Here is a 20,372-nt window from a genome sequence, read left to right as displayed (position 1 = left end):
CGCGCGATGACAGTTATGAACTTTCGTCGCGACCAGCCGCGGTGGATTTCGACGTCTATCGCCCGACCTTTGAGTCATCAGCACTTCTTTACAATGCGACGTTTGAGAATGTCAATCCATCGAATGGCAATCTGACACCCGGTACTCAGGTCGGTGAATTCTACCAGAGTCTTTTAGCCGCCAATTCGCAGACGGCAGACTTCACCTATCTACATCACCCCAATCCCGATTCGATCAGGCCATATAAGTCGTTTCTGGGTCGCTTCAGGCTGGTGATATGGGTCTCCGAGAACTTCACTTCGACCAGTTCCAGCCAGTTTGAGACGGCAATACGAGACTATGTCCGGGTTGGAGGGCGACTCTGGGTGATCGGTTCGTTCACCAGGAAGAACTGCATATCGAATACCACACTGGCATTGGCAGGCACTTCGACCTTCGCGGGCGGAGCGGCGGTCAATGTGCCGCAGAATCAGGCCGAGTTCACAGGTGCTAATGCCGGAGTTCGCGACGTCTCCGATCTAGTCATCGACACTTCGAAGACCGGTACCGCGTTTCGAGCCTTCTGGACTCGACGTTACACGGTCTATCCCTGTTTGCCGGGGGTCGATGTCATTACCGCCGGTAATAACGTCGAAACGGTCTATTATTTCAAGTCTTACACCGATACTGCCTCGGGCGACATCATTGGCGAACAGGCTATCCTCCGTACGTCGGTCGATACGATCTACTATCCTCCTACACCGATTGGCTGCATGATAGAACTCGATAAGAAGCGGGTTCTCTCTGTTTCTCGCGTCTTTAATGCGACCCGCGGCGTCCTGGGCGAAGTGCAAACGCTTACTAATAACGTCGGGCTCGATAGGGTTACAATTGTCCGGGTCAGTTATCCTTATGGCGAACCCTGGGCGCAGAGCGATTCTATAATGGTGGACTACCGATTTCAACCCTACTCTGAATCGCATTTGAAGCCGGTTGCGATTCGCTACGAACGGCTGACCGCAAACGAGCAAGGGCTCTTCAGTGTTGTCTATCGCGTAGCAGTCTTCACCTTTCCGCTTTATTTTATGGACAATAGTCAGGGGCAGGTGGATCGCACGTTCCGGAATATGTTAAACTGGTTCTACCTTCCCTATGCACACTGATCCGTTTTGACACCAGAGCATTGAAGGGCATCGCTTCGATCAAGGGGTGGTTTCAAACCCTGGCTCCGCTTCGGCGCCGCGAACTGGCGACAGTTGCCATTCTCGCGGCGCTCTTCCTTTTGCTATGGTTGGCGTTACCCAAGGGAGCCTTCTGGGGGATTGACAGCGGCCTGAAGTATGCCGGAAGTGCGGCCTTCGCACAGTCCGGGAGCATCGCCTTGCCTTACGATGGCGCCACCTTTGATGCTTTGGGAAAGCACCGTCCCATTCCACTTCCCTTCAGCGTAATGGAAGACGGAAAGATGATCCCGACCTTTCCGGTGCTGTTCATGGTCTTGGGCGGGGTTCTGCACTTCTTCCTGGGCCGGATCGGGCCATTCCTGCTTCCGCTTATCGGCGGCTGGTTGATGCTTGTTGCCGCCTGGATACTCTGGCAGCGGCAGCGAACAGAGCACGACGGTCGGCTTTATCTCGTCCTGGTGGGAGCTGGCTCACCGCTACTCTTCTATTCGCTTTCGCTCTGGGAGTATTCTATTGCCGCCGCTTTGGTAACGCTTTCAGTTGCCTACACCAGCGGCAGGCGGGGACTGGACCGCGAACGTCGTCATCGCGACCTGCTCATTGGCGGGATATTCATCGGTCTGGCCTGTGGATTTCGCAGCGAGGCAGCAATTTGGGTTGCTGTGACCTTGCTGCTTTGGAAGAATGTAGGGCACTCCTGGAATTCAGCCGGGCGCTATCTTGCCGGTATGGCGTTGGCGCTGGTTCCTTGTGCGCTGCTCAATATCTGGCAGACTGGACATCCATTGCCGCTGCATATTGGCGCCAACTATGTGAACTATGACATCCTCGGGATACTTAGGCTGATTCTCACTCGCGCTCACAATCTTCATGTGCTGTTTTTCAAAGGCTTTGACAACAACCTCTGGTCACTAGGCGGACTTATCCCGCTCCTGGTGCTGGTGTTCTGGGGTGGCTGGCGCCGCGAAGAGGGGATTTGGATAGTCATAGGACTCTTCCTTGTAGCGGCTTTTGGGTGGTATTACAGTGGCTATCTGATGGCCGGGAACCCGGTAGCCTACACCGTCAAATCGGGTGGCTTGTTGTGGGTTGCACCAATGGCTGGACTAGCGCTCCTGCCGTTTCGGGGAGAACGTCGGAAGTTCTGGAGATTGATGCTGTCGGGCTCGATCTTGTATGCACTTCTGGTGGCTGGACTTGCGCCAACAGTTCGGGGCGTTCATTGGGGGCCAAGGTTCTTGGTGCCAATATTGCCCCTCATTCTTATCGTAGCAGCAACCCGCGCTCAGCGGTGGTGGCGGCGCTATGAGTCCGCCCGGCCAATTCTGATACTGTTGGTAGTTCTCTCAATCATCACACAGGGACTTTCCTTCCACCTGCTTCAGCGAGCGCTGCGCAACAATCAGGCACTTGACCGCTGGGTGGCTTCGACCGGCTCGGAAGTTTCTCTGACGACGATTTGGTGGCTGCCGGGTGACGTTGCACTGCAGTCCGCCTACCGTCCCTGGTATTTGACCGATCGTGGAGACCGACTTGGCGAAGTCGTTGCTGAACTTCGCAAGAGAGGGGTTAAACGGTTCAACAGCTACGAACGACCGCCCTACATTAGCGAGGAGTTTTGGTGGCGGACCGGATGCGAAATCGTCGGCAGCGACCACCATCTGGAAGGCGATGGCCGCTTGAGGCGAACCTGGCTCAGGGTGGCGGGTTAGACGAAAGGTATTCGAGCATAGTCCAGGCTCCACCAAACTCTGGATGAAGGGTAGTGATCATCTTGAGCAGCGTTCGGGCACTGTCAAATTCACCTCGATGAGAGAACAGCATCGCCCGGTTCATCTGGACTTGGGTGGAACTGGGAAGCCTCTCCGCGGCGCGATCGAGATAGGTCTGCGCTGAGTCGAGCATTTTTGTGGTATAGAACCCGACACCTTTCACGAGCCAGATGTTGGCCTGGTTATGCCAGGCTTCTTCATTATCGGGATTGGCAGAAAGGGCCAGGCCGTAAAGTGAGTCGGCGGCATTGAACCTTCCTTGCGATTCGACAATGACTCCCAGGTTGTTGAAAGCCTCCGACCGCGTCCGGGGCAGATTCGTCGCCTCTTCGAAGAGCCTTTTCGCGGTTATCGTATCGCCGGATGCAAGAAGGGCGACGCCATAGTTTACTCTAACCTTTAGGAATTCCGGCGCAATCAAGTAGGCTTTTTGAAATTGCGGCAGAGCGCTTGCTGGATCGCCTGATCGCAAGCAGGCATTGCCGGCGGCATAGAATCGTTGAGCAGGATGCTCCGGTGCCGCGACCCAATTAGGGACTGCGACGATTAAACCACATAGAAACGCGACCAATAACTTTGGCTGTCTGATAAAGTTACTTCTTTCGATGATGGCAGCCAACCCTATTCCCGCCAGGATCGCCACAGCGGGCAACATCGGCATTCTATAGCGTGCTGTTATAAAGAAAGACACAACCGCCAAGCCGAAGAGCGCTGAAAAGAGGATTGCAACGGTCTTAGCCGCCGTTGCCTTCCACTTCAATGTAACAAGGCCAATGAGAGCGAATGGCATCAGCAGACCGACCGACAGATACATGAGGGGAAGGAGGTTGGGGGCGGCTTCATAAGCCAGCCCCAACGGCCGGTTGTTGCCAATCTCCCGAATGTTAAGGAGCATCAACATCTTGCGCAGCATCAGGCGGACCCAGCCGCCCGGATCGGCACGCATTTCCTGCAATGCCCGCTCGATCCAAAATCTCGACGCGGCAGCATCGCCAATCCGGTTGGATACTGCATCGGACTGACTTGGTTTCGAGCGGGTCAGACGCCGGGCTTCCGCTTCGGTCCAGTCGGCATCTGCGCCGGGAAGCGTCGACGACCAGCCGGTAGCGCCACGGGCGTTGCCGATATAGAAGTTGACGCCGCCCGTTGTAGCAACGGGTATCCACGTTCCTGATGCGATATAATTGGAGAGAGTGACTGGAAGAAGCACCAGGACTACTCCTCCCCATTGCCATGCAGTTCGCCTGACTATCATCGCAAGTGTCCGACCCGTAGAAAAGATCATCGCAACTGGCAATAGCGGTAACAGCACTAGTGCTGTCGGTCGGGCTAATGCAAATAGGCCTAGAACGCCTCCTGAAAGCGCTGCATAATGGGGTTTGGGATTATCCAGAGCATTGACCACCGAGAGCAAGACCAAACTGGCAAGTAAGACCTCGAGAGAGGTGCCAAGCAATTCTCCGCTGAAGTAGACTGAGGCGCCCGATAGTGCGACAATGGTCCCTGCAACATAGCCTGCAAATGGCTGATGCGTCATCCTCCATGTCATTCGAACGATAATGATGAGGGTGCCAAAGTCGCATAGTAAGTTGAAAATCCGCGGTGCCAGCCAGTGGCCGCCGGTGTAGTTCAGAATGAGCGCAAGCAGAAAGGGATAGAGCGGCCCTCGCGGGAAGGGCAGGTAGCGTCCTCCCTGTCCGGCATTTATCGCTTCAGCCCAATTTCGATAGAATTCTGGATCCATTCCGGGCGAACGGAACCACGCTTCATTGGAAGCGGCGAACCAGTAAGCAATCCGGATAGAAACAGCCGCGAGGAAAATCAAAACAAGTATCATCCAGCCTGAACGGCGCGGAGGGATATTGTCAGTTCGCTCTGTCGGATCGTTCATAATTGTAAAATGGACATGTTTATCATCACCTGTCAAGTGGGAGTAGCCTGACGGAACAGCATCACGAGCCGGTCATTGTTGAAAAGGTCGGGCCTTGCCAGGTCTTTATCTATGATGAACTTGATTCGACTAATGTCGCGATGCGGGAGGCTGTCCTTAGGGGCGATTGTTCACCCCTAACGGTCTATGTTGCCCGGCATCAGCGAGCCGGTCGAGGGCGTTTGGGCCGAAAATGGGCAACACCACCCGGTCAGGGTTTGCTCTTCTCACTGCTCCATTCTACCAAACTGCCAGTTGAGCGGCATCCGTCGTTCGGCATTATTGCCGCCTCGGGCGTAGCCGAGGGATTGGAAAATGTCCTGGAAGAATTTAGCCTCGGCCTGACCCTTTCGCGCAACGCAGACGGACTACCAGACTCGGACCGGACGCAAATCGGGATAAAGTGGCCCAATGACCTTATGGTGGGCGGACGCAAATTAGCCGGACTCCTATGCGAATCGTTAACTGCACCGGGCGGCGAGAGGCTTATTATCATTGGAGTCGGCATCAATGTCCAGCAACATGCCAGCGAGTTTCCGGTGGACTTCCGGCGCCCGGCCACATCGCTCAGAATGATCACCGGAGTCCTGCTCGATCCGGTAGCGTTGCTGCGCTACATCCTTCCGACACTGGTTGAGGCACTTGATGAGCAAGAATCGTCACAGGGAATGATGACCTGCAGAGTCTTTGCGGAGCGCGGCATCACGCCATTGCATCCGGTTGACATGCAGAAAGGTGATGTCCTGCTGCGGGGTATTCTGGAACGGGTCGATGACCTTGGTGCGGCGCACCTAAGGCTGCCGGATGGTCGCGAGCAAGTCATCCACAGCGGTGAACTTGACGCCTACGAATGAGTGCAAGCATCGACACGCCCCATCTCCTCGCTATCGATATCGGCAACAGCGCCACCAAGTATGGTCTTTACAAGGGCCTGGAACTTGTTGGCAGGTGGCGGGCGATGAATGCAGAGTCGAGTGAAGCCACAGTCATTCGACAGGAGATCATTTCACATTTGGGCAGATTTGATTTCCGTCCAGAGGAAGTCGAGGTCATTGCGGTTGCTTCCGTCGTTCCGGCTGAAGAGGCGATTGTTGAGATGGCAGCCAAAGGCTTGTGCGACAAGGCAACTTTCAAGGTATCAAGCCTTACCTATCCCTACCCTATTTTAGTGCGTGAACCGCACCGTGTCGGCGCTGATCGTCTCGCGGCTGCAGCGGCCGGTTACACCATCACAGGTGGGCCGCTCATCGTCATCCAAATCGGAACCGCCATAACGCTTGACATGGTTGGTGATGAGGGGGCTTTCCACGGCGGGATCATCTTTCCGGGTCCCTCAACCGCCGCCCATGCACTCGCCGGGAAAGCCGCTCAACTGCCGATAGTGGATATTGATTTTCCGACGGGTATCATCGGCGACGATACTGTATCGGCCATTCAGTCCGGTCTATCTTGGGGGATCGTCGCAATGCTCGATGGGTTGATCGAACAGATCGAGCAAGAGTCAAGTCGTCTTCACAGAGTCCTGACAAGCGGCGGTTACGGCGAAGTCTATGCCCTCCACAGCCGGAGATTTAGGGATTATCGTCCGAATCTGGTACTTGACGGAATCAATCGCATCTACCGACAGGCTGAGGCAGGAACGTGAACGGTTTCGTCTGTATTGTGGCCTGGGCACTGCAGACGGCTTCACCGCCGATCATCGATGTCGTCTATCCGCGCATCGCTCCCGGTGACACCATTCCGCGTATCGACCGCGTCGATAGCAATTTCATTTTCGGGTCGGTAACGCCTCCTGATGCGTTGCTCCAGATCAACGGAAAGCCGGTGCGGGTCTGGCCTAATGGCGCCTTTCTTAGTTTTCAACCGGTTGATTGGAAGAGCGAATCATATCGCCTGCGCGCGGTGGAGAGCGGTGAAACGACCCGCGTTTCAGTGCGCTTCACGGGCAAGAAGACAACCCCGCCGCCCGAGCCTCCGAAGGTGGTCTTTCCTCGACTCGTCGAATTGGGCGGAGGTGCAGCGAGACCCGATCCTCGCGGCACTTACTACCTCTTTCCTACAGCCGGCACGCGAGCCGTCGCCGACGGTTGGGAGCGCGGCTATTATCGCATTCGGTTGTCCCCGGACCGGCATATCTTTATTGAGTCGAGTCTGGTGCGCGACATTGGACCGGCGTTCGGCGGGGCACTGCCGGTCATCTCGCAGATCGAGATCGACACGACGCGCGGGCGTATTGAACTGCGTGCCCGGCTCGACCGGCAGATCCTTACACGGACCACCGACGAGTTCGATCCATATCGCATAGCAGTGGAATTCTATGATGTAGCATCAAAAATCGACCGGATAGCCTTCAGATCCGGAACTGACTTCGTCCGCAGCGCTACCTGGAATCAAGCAGCCGACGGCGTCGTAACGCTCACTTTGGCATTAACCGGACCGATATGGGGATACCATTCAAGATGGGAAGAAGGTGAGTTCGTCCTCACCATGAAGAAGCCGCCTGACCTTTTAAGTGGTCGAAGGCTGAAAGTCGCAGTCGATGCCGGACATGGAGGAAGTCAGGACGGCGCCATCGGGCCGATGCGGTTGAAGGAGAAGGACGTGAACCTTTTCGCAGTCTATGCTCTGCAAAGGAAACTGCAGGAGGCGGGCTTTGACGTTCTGTTGACACGAACCTCCGACAGCGACGTAAGTCTGACCGACCGGACAACATTGGCACTTTATGAGGATGCCGACCTCCTGGTGAGTCTGCATCACAACGCACTTCCCGATGGCGTGAATCCGATCGAAGGGGTCTATGGGACGAGCGTTCATTACTATCGGCCGCAAGCGCGGGCATTTGCGGAGGCTGTTCAAGCGGCATTGATCAGCCGACTAAGCCTTCCGGATGAGGGAATTTACTATCACGACCTTGCGCTCGTTCGGCCGTCGGGATGTCCGGCCATACTGATCGAAGCAGGGTATATGATGCTGCCGGATCAGGAGTTGCTGATCGGAGGCGAATTGTGGTCTGGTCTTTTGGCCGACGGTGTAGTCGCCGGTATCAAGAAGTTTCTTTACCCAAGTGGAGAATCAAGCAAATGACCGAACGCAATGGATAGGGTCTATCTGACCCGTGAGGGACTGGAGCGGATGCGGCTCGACCTGGAGAACTTACTCAAGGTCGTTCGGCCGGAAGCGACGCAGCAACTTAGTCAGGCACGCGAGTTAGGCGACCTCTCAGAGAACGCCGAGTATCACGCCGCGCGCGAAAAACTGGCTTCAGTGGACCGAATGATCGCCGACCTGCAACGTAAGTTGACAAATGTCGAACTTATAGAACAGGGCTCCATTAACACGAGCGAAGTTCGCATCTTCAGCAAGGTGAAACTACGAAACGTTGAAACCCAGGGCACTATGGAGTGGACGCTTGTCGATCCGTCTCAGGCTAATCCTAATCAACAGCTGATATCGGTGAAGTCCCCCATCGGGCAGGGGCTGCTCGGCAAGAGCGTTGGCGATATCGCCGAGATCGAGGTTCCGGCGGGCAGAATCAAACTGCAGGTTGAGGAGATTGTCCGCGCCGAGGGCATATAGGATGAGACCCGCGCTTCCCGTCATCGCTATTGCCGCAGCGCTTACAGCCCTTGTAGGATGCAAACGCGACAGCGAAGTCGGAGCACTTTGGGAAGTGCGCTATTCGACGTCCTTCGGGAGACTGGCGAGGTGGTCGCCAAATGGCATTAAACTACTCTTCGGTGACGACCGACCGGGTGAAATCGGCCTCTGGACGTGGCAACCCGGCAGCGATCCGGTTCTGATACTTGCTGAACAGCCGCATAACTGGGACTATGCCTGGTCGCCGGACAGCCGTGAGATAGTATGGACGGTCCCCGATGGCGAAGGCGACTCACTGGGAGGTATATGGATCTTTCGGATTGACTCTGCTGAAAAGCGACGGGTCCATTCGACCGGTCGGGACGCCGGATGGCTGGCAGATGGCTCGGCGCTCGTGGCGCGGCTGGATCGACCAATAGCCGGAACGGCAGGCATTTACCTGATTCCATTGGATGACGGCGCTCCGCAGTTGCTTGTGGATGATGGAATTCGGCCGGCAGCCTCACCGCGTAGCCACGTGATTGCCTTCGGGAGCCGGGAATTGAACGGGATACTGCAGTTGTTGACCTTAGCAGGACTTACGCCTTCCGGTATCGAGACGCTTTCTACTTCTGGGGCAATGGAGTGGATGTGGTCTGCTCGGGGAGGGCATTTATTCTATATCATCAATTCCTTCACTTCAGGCCAGATGCGAGGCACACTCTGGTCGGCTCAACTCCCCGGCATCGTCCGCGATTCGCTCACTATCTGGGCGGCACAGCCGGCACCGAATGCCTCGGGAACAGAGGTCGCCTTTGTGCGGCAATCCGGAGGACGATGGGCAGGGATTTGGCTCCTGACAGGTGAACATGAGGAACGGATCACTGAGTATGGAGTCAATCCGGCCTTCGATCCCTCTGGTGACCAGATTGCCTACGACGTTGCCGGCGGCGGCCTAAGGATCGCGGTTCGCACCCGTTAGAATATTGAAACGGAAATCCCAATCTGCTTTGCAGTTGCCCGCTGCCTCTTTCCTTTCGGCGATCCTACTGCTCCCTACTACCGCAATATCCAAAGAGCACAATTCGGTTGATGAATACTGGGTTGAAATTCACTCTCAGCCGGAAGAGAGTGGAGCAATCGTGGGTATTCGGAAGGATTGGCCTGAGCGCTCACTCGCCCGTCGCACACGCGAAGGCCGCAGCCTCGACTCTCATGACTTACCGCTTTCCGAGGAGGTGATAGAGTCTATTCGTTCTGCAGGGGGAGTCATTCGACAACAGTCAAGATGGCTCCGTTCAGTAAGCATTACGGCGGATGAGAAAGCACTCGCCCAAATAAGGAGGCTTCCGGCGGTCCGATCGATTACTACGGTGGGGAGGATTCAGTCGTCGGGTCGGTCGGCTTTGGAAAGTGAAGGAAGCGAAACTGAGAATCCAGAAACCGGGAGACACTTCCCGGAAGGACACTACGGCTTATCGTGGAGGCAGGCCGAGCAGGCAGGGGCGATCGAAGCGCACCGGCGTGGGTTGTCGGGACGTGGTGTCGTAGTTGGATTCCTCGACACCGGATACCAACTCGACCACCGCGCCTTCGCTGGACTAAACCTCCTGGCGCAGTTTGATTTCATATTCGGCGATGACGATCCATCATACGATCCAGGCACCGATCCACGAGGTCAGGCATCGCATGGGACAGCCTGCCTGTCGGTAGTCGGGGGCTATGATCCGGGGCGGTTAGTCGGTATTGCACCCAACGCGACTTTTGCACTTGCGAAGACCGAGTTCACTGGATCCGAGACTATCGTTGAAGAGGACGACTGGATTGCTGGACTGGAGTGGCTTGAGTGGATCGGTGCGGACGTCGTCTCAAGTTCACTCAACTATCGCGATTGGTATCGAGATGCCGACCTCGACGGGCAGCATTCGCCGGTTTCGCGAGCGGCTCGACGGGCGGTCGAGTTAGGCGTTGTGATCTGCAATAGCGCATCCAATGCCGGGCCGGGAGCAATCACCATCGGGGCTCCGGCGGACGCGGAAGGGATATTGGCAGTGGCGGCGGTCGATTCCAACGGCCAGTTGACGCGGTTTTCATCACGCGGTCCTACTGCCGATGGCCGTATCAAACCCGATGTCGCCGCTATGGGGCGTGCCGTAGTCTGCGTCAGTCCCCTCACTTTTGGTCGCTACTCCCGGTGGAACGGCACCTCACTCGCGACGCCGATAGTGGCCGGCGTTGCCGCACTGGTGCGGGAAGCTCATCCCGATTGGCCGGCATCGAAGGTCGTCGAAGCGATTCGCGAGACGGCCAACCGAGCCGCTCGGCCCGATTATGGCTATGGCTTTGGCATCATCGATGCTGCAGCGGCCGTTGACTATCCTTCCCTGACTGTCATTCCAAAACTTCCCGGTGGCGCTTCACTGTGGGAGATCGACATTTCCATCGTTGGAACCTATGGCCGGTCTCTGCGTCCCAGAACTCAAAGCGGCGGGGTATTCGTCTTTACTAACCTACCTTCAGATTCCTATCGACTTACCCTCAAACGAAGCCAACACACGGTATTCCGAACTGGAGATATCGTCGTCCCGCCTTCGCTTTCGTTGGAAATCGACCTGACTAAACCATAATTGCGTTGGTGATTGGAGTGTGCTGACCGCCAACCTGATGTTAGCACTCCTGACGCTGCTTTGGGGGCTCACCTTTACGGCTACGAAGCAAGCGCTTGCGACGACCGATCCGATGCAATTCCTGGCGCTCCGGTTTGGGCTGGCGCTGCCTCCCATGCTATTAATGTTATACATTAGGAAAAGCAGAGAACACATGGTTTCGCCGCGCTTTGCGGTGGTCGGAGTCATACTATTCCTAGGATTCGCGCTCCAAACAGAGGGCCTGAGATGGACAACAGCATCGCGGAGTGCTTTCTTTACGGGACTGTTGGTTATTCTGACTCCTATGGCAGCATCGCTCTTTCGCACCAGTCGAAGTCACTTGACAACTTGGATCGGTTTGCCGCTTGCTCTTGCCGGTGTAGGATTGTTGGCGTCGCCGTCATTAGGCGGGCTGAATCGGGGAGACATGCTCACAATCGGTTGCGCGGCTGCGTTTTCGCTGCAAATGGTGAGTCTGGAGTGGGCGTCAGGCAAGGAATCGAGCGATCCGTTTGCGCAGACGGCGGTTCAGATCGCGGTTGTGGCTTTGCTGGCTGGTATATGGGCGTTAATCGACGGGGAACCCTTTCGCATCACTCGGGAGGGGTTCCAGGCATTGCTCTATAATGCGATTTTCGGAACCGCCCTGGCTACGTTTCTGCAAACGCGCTGGCAACCGGTCGTTCCGGCTGGTCATGCGGCGCTTGTATTCAGCCTCGAGCCGGTCTTTGCGGCACTTTTTGCGACTCTCTTGTTGGGAGATCGGTGGTCCGGCGGCGCACTCGCGGGAGCGGCTCTCATCCTCAGTGCCATGGTGTTATCAAGCATTGGCCTTAGAATCAGCGGGCCAGGACGACCTTAGCCGCAACACGTCGGTTTCCGCTGGTCAACGAAATCAAGTAGATGCCGGAGGGCAGATTGCCGGCTTCCCAGACCAGCGACCTGCTGCCAGCAGGGGAGTTGCCAGCAAAGATGGATGCCATCCTCCGACCGGTGAGATCATAGGCGGTTAGTTCCACCTGCCCAGCCTGATCGAGCCCAAAGGAGATGCGAACCGAACTATTGAAGGGATTGGGGAAGAGCGACGTCAGGCTGAAAGCAGCAGGTTGTGCTGCTATCTGGGTGATATGAAGCACGGTTATGCCGTCCCGGATCCAGAGCATCTGACCGGATAAGATCTCGAAAAGGGGTTCGACTTCCTGCTCACCATTCCATAGGACGATGCGCAGAGGATCGCCTTCTCGCGGTCCCTCAATATCATCCGCATACGGATCGTTGCCGAATATCGCAAGTCCTGCCCGACCATCCGAGTCAAAAACCCCTCCGGCAACCACCTCGCCATTTTCATTAACAACTCCAGCCTCCCGACCGGCGGTCGCAACGTCAGCCAGCAAAAGCAGGGACATGCTTCCTTCGCCCTGCTCATTGTGCTTGGCGAAGTGGAGCGGCTCTCTAGCCGGCTGAACATTGGGTCGGGCGCGTCCGGCGGTGTTATAGACCAGGCGGGTCGCTTCAGCGGCTTTCATCTGATAGCCGGCTCCCTCCCGCAAATGATCCATATTCGAGTAATCCCACTCCGGCAGATAGAACCGTCCCCGGCCGTCTTTCACACAAAGCAGTTGTTCGGCAATGTCACTGACGGCAATTTCGACCGGCACCGAGGCTCTTGGCAGGTAGGCGACCATATTCCATCCTTCGGCGAGATCGATCGGACGGTTGGGTTCAATCGGTTCACCATTGACAGAAAGGACCGCTTGGGACGACAGATAAAACTGATATCCCTCTGTTACCACCCAACCGGGAATGTTATTGAACCCTTCTGACGGAAGGTAAAACCGGCCTCGTCCGTCCTTGACGCGCACCAAAGACCCGGCTTCGACAAGGGGACGGGTAATGACCTCGATCGAAGCATCAGGCGGCGCCACGTTGAGCGACACGAGGTTCCAACCGGACGAGAGTTGCAGATTGCGGGCGTCGAAGTCACCACCGGCACGGACGGTCAAATCGACGGGAACGACGGTTCGTCCTCCGGACGCATTGTGTTTGAAGTGGAGTTCTCCTTCAAAAAGGACTTCCGGAAGTCCATCTGCGTTCAACGTCAGCGTTAGTGCCGTGTTTGCGCCGGCATCAAGGGAGCCGGAGGTCGGTGCAATTTGCATCCAGTCGCGCCGCTGAGCCAGTTGATAGATGTCGATACGATCACCGCCTTGGCCGGGGATGTTGTTGCAAATTGCGACAAAAGTCCAGTTGTAGATGTCCCAGGTGTTGGAGATTTCGGCGCCGGCGGTGGTGCCGCCCTGGGGGGTATCGAGATAGGTGAGGAATTCCATGCGCCGCTCGTCTGCATCGACCCTGTAAACGGTTTGACGATCGGTGTTGATTTCGCGGCAGAAGACATAGATGGGGCGGCGCGCCGGGTCTTCCGGCCAGTGCGCCAAGCCAAAGATTCGTAAATCGCCGCGTGCAATGGATCGAACCAGGTTCCCGTCTCTATCGACTCCGAAGATATTGCTGGTGATTCCGGCAACCCAGAGCAACTGATGCTCTGCATCCCAAACCAGTGCGGTAATCGGATTGGTCGGGCCGTCGAAGGCGCGCACCAATTCCCCCTCGGTGGTGAATCCGAAGACTCGCCGCTCACCCGAGCCCCAGATCAGTTCGCCGTCCCAGGCGAGATCCTTGTAGCCATAGGTCGAGTTGCCGTGCTGCTCAAATTGTCTCTCCAGCCGCCCGTCTCGATCCAGGACATATATCGTATTGGGGTTGTTTCCGGCTGCACCGCAGACGAAAAAGGAGTCGTTGACAAAGGCGACGCCTTCGATGCGGTCATCTCTTAGAGCGATGCCTACGTTAAGTGACAACCGTGGATCCCAAGTTTCGAGCCCGGCGTTGCCGGGGAGACGCCGTTCGACGTTCCAGACGAGGCTGCCGTTGCCGTTATTTTCAAGGGTGAGGTTGACCTGCCGGGCTTCACCGGAGTGCAAGGTAATGCCGACTTCATTCGGGCGGATGTCAAACGTTGGGTGGAGGAGTTGGAAGTCAACCTCGACGGTGTCGCCTTCGGTAACTTCGATGCCGGTAATCAGCGAATCGCTCCACCCGGTTGCCCGTGCGCGCAGCGAGTAGTTGTTGCCGACCTGGATGTCGTCGATGAAGTAGCGTCCATCCTCACTGGAACGGCCAAGATAGTTGCCGCTGGAGACGATCTCGGCGCCCGGCACCGGTTCGCCCGACTCGGCATCGGTGATAAGACCGGTTACGACGCCCATACGATAGGCACGGGAGGTGGTGAACTTTAAAGCCATCCGGCTGGCGATAGGACGAGCCCCACGGGGGTAGGTGTTCCAATAGGTGTATTCGAGTCCGTAGCCGCCATCGGGATTCTGAATGCCTATGGTGCAGAAGGGGATGTCGTTGTGCGCTCGAGCGTTCTCGTTGGTGGCTTCGAGATACTGGTAGAGGATGATGCCGTCGCCGGTTTCGGTCGGATGACGAGCGGGATTAAAAAGTATGATCTCAAAAGTCTCGCGCGCGCCGGCCCCGCCACCGTCAAGAAGCCGTCGCATCCCCGACCATTCGATGATGAACCGGCCGCCGTTGGCATCGTTGTAGGTGCAGATAGCTGCACCCTGAACGGTGATCAGGTTATCCCACCACACTGGCAGCATCGCGCGAGGTCCAAGCGCCTGGCCGATGTGTTGATTGCGAAAGTCCTGGAACTCGCGCTCGTCACCGAAGGCTGCCCAGCCGTTGGTGCAGACCGTAATGCGATCGTACTGGCGGCCGTAATAGGTGAATTGGAAGGGGAGATTGACCAGAACGCTCTTGTCGTCGTTATCCCCTACGTCAGAGAGGTTCAGGACCGAGCCGTTGAAATTGCGGTTCTGGATGTTGGGATTGATCTCAATCCAACTAAATGTCGGCGTCTGATCCCAGCCTTGGTCGCCGGAATCGAAGCAGAGATACCCATACGAATCGGGACCGATCGGGTCGGTGTCGCCGGGCTGGCCCAGTGTCACCGTAGTTTGCAGCGTGTCACGAAAACCATTGTCGGCGGACAGCAAGAGTCGCAGGTTCGCAACGCTGCCGGGCGGAGTCATCGGATGAGCGCGCAGCCGAAAGATGCTGTCGAAGAGGCCATGAGGCTGCCGGGTTATGAAGGGCTGGTAATAACCCTCGGAGTCAAGCACCATGATCTCGTTGCTGTCGCTCAGCAACCGGGCGTGGATAGGCTCCGTTGGACGGCGGCCGTCGTTGCGCAACCGCAAATCGAGGGTCTTTATCTCACCCGGCAGGAAGCGATCGCCTTCGAAGCGCAAGTCATGAACAGTTAGCCGGGGGCCGACGGCTTCGAGTTGCAACATCGAAGACCACTGAGTCTCACCGACCGCGGTCGTAACCGCGATTCGAACCTCCTCCCCATCGGGAATCGAGGGAGCAAGTGCCAGGATAATAGTCGTTTCGACGGACTGCCCTCCCGCCGGGAGTTGTTCGATGCGCACCGGATCGCCGCGAACTTCAGCCCAAGGTGTAAGCGAACGAGCCGTAAGGATCGCCTCGCCGTTGGGCTGTTGATTGCCGAAGTTGCGCAGTTGCAAGGTTAGTTCGAGCGTTTCTCCGGGATTGGGAACGCCATCGTCATCGCCATTGCTGGCACCCTCGGCGTCGTCGTCAAGCGTGTGGCTGACGACCCCAACATAGACATTCTGCGCGGATACTTCAATCGATGCGAGGAGTGGCTTTACGTTGTGCTTCGTGACCGTTAGCAGCAAGCTCCCGGCCGAGAGCGAGCCGGAGGGAATGTGGAACCAGGCTCGACCATCGGCGTCGGTACTTTGCACCTGCTGGAATAGCGCTTGCTGATCTTTGTAGAGGGCTACCTGGGCGTCTGGTTCGGGGCGACCGCTGACCCGATCGGTCACCCGGACGGAGAAACTGCTTCCTCCAAGTGCAAAAGTGTTAGGATGCACCACATCGACGACTCGCGGCACCGCCGACCAGATTGTCGTGCCGGGATCGCCCATCAGGTTGTTCCAGTCCATGAAGTTCAGGTATTCCTGATCCAGCCCGGCATAAGTGCGCCAAATCTCGAACTTGCCATAGTTCAGGCCCCATCCCATGCACCAGAGTTGATTGAGGTAGATCCCCTTCCAAGTTCCGGCTGCGACGAGGTTATTGAAACGAACATTGGTAGCGCCGGTAGCAGTCCCGACCGCCCCGATGCCGCCGCCTTGGGCGCGAAGAAAGGCCTCGGTGTAACTCTCCGCTGCGACGAACGTCCCGGTGTTGCATGAGATGACAATCACCGCCGGATACTTCCCGGCGCGATTGCGCAGGTCATAGATCACATTCATCGGGAGTTCGTTCATCCGGTTGAAGGCGCGATAGAAGAAGCAGGAGACACCCCACTCGAAGGCGTTGGAGACAAAGGGCTGATTCTGTCCAATTTCACCATCCACCGGCCAAAGCCAGGCCCGGACAGTCGTGAAACCCTGCCCGAGCATTTCCTTGCGCACATACTTTGCGCTCAAGACCTCGCTCAACCCGTTATTGATATGCCCTGCGACGACTGCGCCCTGCCGATACCAGTCGGTATCCTGCATATTGGGATTGCTCTCGTAGGGGATGATCTTCCCAACTATGGTGCGGAGTTGAGCCAGGGTCGTCGCCGAGAGTCGTCCGATAGAGATGTCGGGAAGCGGATCGTTACCTTCTTGAAGGGTGTAGAGATAGTCGCCGGTCTGGTTCGAAGCCGGGACGATGAGTGCGGAACCGGCGGTCGCCTCACCAACCAGGCAGACGAATTCGACTGGATCGTCGCTTTGATAGGCATCCCGGATTGCGGTCATCACTACGTTCATCGCAGTGTTGTTTTGCACCGCTGCGACGGCAACTCGATGCCCTTGACGGCGGCGCCACTCGAGGAGCGGAGCTATTTCGGCATCGATTCCATTCACCTGGGGGATGACATAGAGGTAAGAGCCGCCGAGGTAATCGTCGCGTCGAGGCGGCGGTGGATTTAGGACAATGCCATCAAGCATCTGCTGAACGGACCGGGAAGGTTTGGGGCGAGGATCTATGACCGGGTTAACCGGCTCACCATCAAAGCGGACTGAGATACGGATTCGGTCATTAATGCGGGTCTCACCGGTGCGGGGATTCACTTGCAGCGGGTAGAAGCGCAGCGAAACGAGACGATGACCGCGCAAGATAGCAGGTTCGGATAGTTCCACCGGTTCCGGCGGCCAGTAGCCGTCTATCTGCCGATAGTCGAGAGCCGCAGGAATAGTCTCGAACCCGCCGCCCGGGAGTTCACGCGGAGCAATCACCGGACTAAAGGCTCGCACCGACGACCCAACCTCTTCGATAATCAGTCTCAAGCCTGCGTCTGGCGGAACAAGCAAGGTGCGGGAGACTACGGGCAAGTCGGGGTAACCCGGGATGCCAATGGTCGGCTCGCCTTCAATCGTCGCAAGGTCAAAGGTCGATCCGTCCTGCACAACCTGCTCGACTTGCAAGCCATCGAGTTGGACAGCAAGGTCGATGGCACCGACTCGTTCGAGAACCTCAAGTCGAACTGGCGACACCGATTCAACGGCAATCGCACCGATTGGAAGTGTCAGCGCAGTTAGCAACAACGCCAACCGGCATGGACTGAGAGAAGTAGTCATAGGGTCACCCGGAATCGCCTCACAAAGTTGCTGTTCAAGACAGGATGGATCGGGTTACTTTACAAGAACGACTTTAGCCGATCGGACAGTAGCGCCAGCCGTCAACCTGAGCATATAGAGACCGGCTGGCAACGTACCGGCTTCAAAGCCTACTACATACTGTCCGGCATCGAGGGGTCCGGAAAGAAGCGAAGCGGCCTCCCGGCCCGTTAGGTCATAAAGCGTAAGTTGCGCATCAACATCAACGGGCAGGTCGAACGCGATGCGGAGAGTGCTGTTGAAAGGATTGGGTTGTGGTGGGTGGAGCCATACCTGTACCGGAAGGGCTGGTGATGGTGTCAACTCCACGACCGCAAAGCCATCGGTCCGGTAGCGGCTATCACCAGTCGTCCAGTGGGCAATGGCAACTTGTTCGCTATGTCCATCCCAAATTCTGAAGGTGATTGCCTCGCCTTCCAGCGCGCCATCGACGGGATCGGTTGATACGTCGTCGCCCCATACAGCCAGTCCCCAAGGGCTTTCTTCTTCAAGGCGAGTGCTGCCCACCAGATTTCCTGAAGAGGTATAGGCGCCAATTTCCAGTGGACTGTGAAGTCTATTTTCACCTGAGGCAACTTTGCCCCAACGCAGGATGACACTCATATTCTGACCGGTTGGAGCAATATCGGCAAAGTGCACGTTCATAAGACTCGACGATCGACCGACTGGACTGGCTTGACGCGGTGCTCCCTCGGGAATGTTCCATACGAAGTCCACTGCTTCGTCGAGTTTCACCTGGTAGCCAAGCCCCCGGCGCAGGGGGTGCATGTTGCTGAAGTTGATACGGGGGACATAAAAGCGCCCCCCGCCATCCTTGGCGATGTTGAGGACGTTCCTTATGTTGGCGAAGGCGGTGCGGGCGTCGAGTTCACGGTCCGGAAAATAGGCTGTGTAACTCCAGCCAAGACGCAGCGGGATAACCGTCACCGGGTCGGCCAATCCGCCTCTGATGAAGAGTGAGTCGTTGCGCACCATTTTGACTTGATAGCCGTAACGATAGTCCCATGGCAGCATATTGCTGAAGTTCTGCAAGACGGCATAGAAGCGACCGGTATGGTCCTTGACAATGATAATGGATCCGCGCTCTACAAGAGGCTGGAAGATTGCACGAACATCGCGGTTCTCAGGCATTGCCGGGCTTGACATGAGATTCCAATTAGCATTCAAGCCGATCCAATGCCCTTCCGGTTCCTCACCTCCACCCTGCTGCGACGCGGCAAGATTGAGAACTGATATGCCGTTGTCCTGATAGTCTTGATCGCCCTGGACAAATTCGGCTTCGGCATCAAGTTCCTCATTGGCTGCGATGTCATAGAACTTGAAGTGAAAGCCTTCGTCTTCGCGGAAGCCGTCGATTGCTTCCGTCTGGTCGTTATCGCCCCAGGCAGCGAGGCCGATCCGCTCGCCGAGGTAGAGTTCAGCACCACAACATAGGCCTTCCGGAGTAAAAACGGCAACCTCGCTACCGAAGGTGAGGTCTTCTCCATCAACTGCAGCGGTGAGAACCAGGAGCGAGTGATTGACGCCGGTGTTGTCGGTGAACTGGAAATGGGCCGGCGGACGACTTCCGATGGCGGTTAAGGATATGCTGAAAGTCGCAGAATCGGGATCGTTGCTTTCGATCACCAGAATAGCGTGATGCTCCCCGAATCCAAGCGGCTGAAAGACCGCCTCAATTACTGACGAATCGCCTTCACCAACTGCAAAGGCGCCGTTGAAGTTGGTACGAAACCAGCCGGTAGTGTCTCCGGTGATGGCGATTCGGGTTACATTAAGGTCCGCCTCGCCGAGATTGAACAGGTTTAAAGGGATCGAAGCCTCCTGCCTGAGCGGGACCTCGCCGAAGTCTCCCAATAGCGGCACAACCTCCAATCGAGGCAGACGCGGAAAACCGGTGCCAAGCACCGGCACATCCAGGACACCGTTGTTGGGGTCGTTACTGGTTATGCGAAGGGCGGCTTCAAAATCGCCGACTTCCGTAGGTTCGAAGCGAATCTGGACATCGACGGCATCGCCGATAAAAAGTTCGGCTGGCTCGTCACCGGCGAGGATAATGAAAGGCCCGTCGTCGGGCACCAGGGCTATTTCTGAAATGCGCAAAGCGGCCTGACCAATGTTGGCAATCTGAAGTCCACTCTCGGCGAAGTGTCCCAACGTAACATCTCCAAACGCAACCTGCTCGGGGCCGACTCGCAAGATAGGGATGTGTATGTAGCCGAAAGCGCCCAAATCGGTGCGGCTCTCGTCGATATCTTCAGGTGAATCGGGATCGCCGCGATCGATGCAGGGACTCTGATCGCTCAACCGGTAGTCGCCATTGTTGCGATCGGCGAATCTGGGGTCCTCGGCGAAGTTGCCATCGCCACCGTGACCACCCTCAATGTCGGTGTAGTTGACATCAACGGGCGGATTGTTCTGCACCGCTGCCGGGCTGTTGAAATAGAGAATGCTGTTGTGGACTTCGATCGTCGAGTTGTTGGCAGCATAAACGGCACCGCCGACGTCTTGTGCGACGTTCGAAGCAACGGTGACCCACTCGAGCCGGGGCGACGAGTTTTGGGTCGCGTAGAGTC

At 56.7% G+C, this 20,372-nt stretch carries 11 protein-coding genes; 8 read left to right on the top strand and 3 right to left on the bottom strand.

The features are described from left to right. The first annotated feature begins 1,162 nt into the window (after positions 1 to 1,162). Positions 1,163 to 2,875, top strand: a complete 1,713-nt coding sequence (locus FJY67_06450; protein MBM3329099.1) for a hypothetical protein — start codon at positions 1,163 to 1,165, stop codon at positions 2,873 to 2,875. Here FJY67_06450 and FJY67_06445 read toward each other — a convergent pair. Next, a complete protein-coding gene (locus FJY67_06445) occupies positions 2,859 to 4,826 on the bottom strand; it encodes a hypothetical protein (GenBank protein MBM3329098.1) in 1,968 nt (655 codons plus the stop codon). The genes FJY67_06450 and FJY67_06445 overlap by 17 nt on opposite strands. 140 nt (positions 4,827 to 4,966) lie before the next feature. Here FJY67_06445 and FJY67_06440 point away from each other — a divergent pair, with 140 nt between their 5' ends. The 7 genes from FJY67_06440 to FJY67_06410 are packed head-to-tail and all read left to right on the top strand — an operon-like array spanning position 4,967 to position 11,951. Next, positions 4,967 to 5,719, top strand: a complete 753-nt coding sequence (locus FJY67_06440) for a biotin--[acetyl-CoA-carboxylase] ligase (protein MBM3329097.1) — start codon at positions 4,967 to 4,969, stop codon at positions 5,717 to 5,719. Beyond that, complete coding sequence (locus tag FJY67_06435; GenBank protein MBM3329096.1) at positions 5,716 to 6,510, top strand: type III pantothenate kinase; 795 nt, start codon at positions 5,716 to 5,718, stop codon at positions 6,508 to 6,510. Before FJY67_06440 ends, FJY67_06435 begins: the two co-directional genes overlap by 4 nt. Beyond that, entirely contained in the window at positions 6,507 to 7,949 is a 1,443-nt protein-coding gene (locus tag FJY67_06430) for an N-acetylmuramoyl-L-alanine amidase (protein MBM3329095.1), read from the top strand. Before FJY67_06435 ends, FJY67_06430 begins: the two co-directional genes overlap by 4 nt. 9 nt (positions 7,950 to 7,958) lie before the next feature. Then, positions 7,959 to 8,441, top strand: coding sequence for a transcription elongation factor GreA (gene greA, locus FJY67_06425; protein ID MBM3329094.1), 483 nt, complete (start codon positions 7,959 to 7,961; stop codon positions 8,439 to 8,441). A 1-nt stretch (position 8,442) separates the two neighbouring features. Beyond that, the gene (locus FJY67_06420; protein ID MBM3329093.1) at positions 8,443 to 9,423 is read left to right on the top strand and encodes a hypothetical protein; all 981 of its coding nucleotides are present in this window, start codon (positions 8,443 to 8,445) and stop codon (positions 9,421 to 9,423) included. Between the two features lies 1 nt (position 9,424). Next, positions 9,425 to 11,068 (top strand): hypothetical protein, encoded by a 1,644-nt coding sequence (locus FJY67_06415; protein MBM3329092.1) that lies wholly within the window; start codon positions 9,425 to 9,427, stop codon positions 11,066 to 11,068. 19 nt (positions 11,069 to 11,087) lie between these two features. Then, a complete protein-coding gene (locus tag FJY67_06410) occupies positions 11,088 to 11,951 on the top strand; it encodes a hypothetical protein (protein ID MBM3329091.1) in 864 nt (287 codons plus the stop codon). On the opposite strand, the gene FJY67_06405 is transcribed toward FJY67_06410, so the two are convergent. After that, positions 11,929 to 17,760 carry a T9SS type A sorting domain-containing protein gene (locus FJY67_06405; GenBank protein ID MBM3329090.1) on the bottom strand — a complete coding sequence of 1,944 codons (5,832 nt, stop codon included), beginning with the start codon at positions 17,758 to 17,760 and terminating at the stop codon, positions 11,929 to 11,931. The genes FJY67_06410 and FJY67_06405 overlap by 23 nt on opposite strands. A 54-nt stretch (positions 17,761 to 17,814) precedes the next feature. Continuing rightward, a partial coding sequence (locus tag FJY67_06400; protein ID MBM3329089.1) for a choice-of-anchor D domain-containing protein occupies positions 17,815 to 20,372 on the bottom strand: 2,558 nt, incomplete at its 5' end.

It is taken from the genome of Calditrichota bacterium (assembly GCA_016867835.1).
Classification (GTDB): Bacteria; Electryoneota; AABM5-125-24; order Hatepunaeales; family Hatepunaeaceae; genus VGIQ01.
This window is presented reverse-complemented; position numbering and strand designations above follow the sequence as displayed.

Coding starts and splice junctions, on each gene's coding strand:
- FJY67_06445 (MBM3329098.1), bottom strand. CDS start 4,826: ATGAACGATCCGACAGAGCGAACTGACAATATCCCTCCGCGCCGTTCA.
- FJY67_06440 (MBM3329097.1), top strand. CDS start 4,967: ATGCGGGAGGCTGTCCTTAGGGGCGATTGTTCACCCCTAACGGTCTAT.
- FJY67_06435 (MBM3329096.1), top strand. CDS start 5,716: ATGAGTGCAAGCATCGACACGCCCCATCTCCTCGCTATCGATATCGGC.
- greA (MBM3329094.1), top strand. CDS start 7,959: ATGGATAGGGTCTATCTGACCCGTGAGGGACTGGAGCGGATGCGGCTC.
- FJY67_06420 (MBM3329093.1), top strand. CDS start 8,443: ATGAGACCCGCGCTTCCCGTCATCGCTATTGCCGCAGCGCTTACAGCC.
- FJY67_06405 (MBM3329090.1), bottom strand. CDS start 17,760: ATGACTACTTCTCTCAGTCCATGCCGGTTGGCGTTGTTGCTAACTGCG.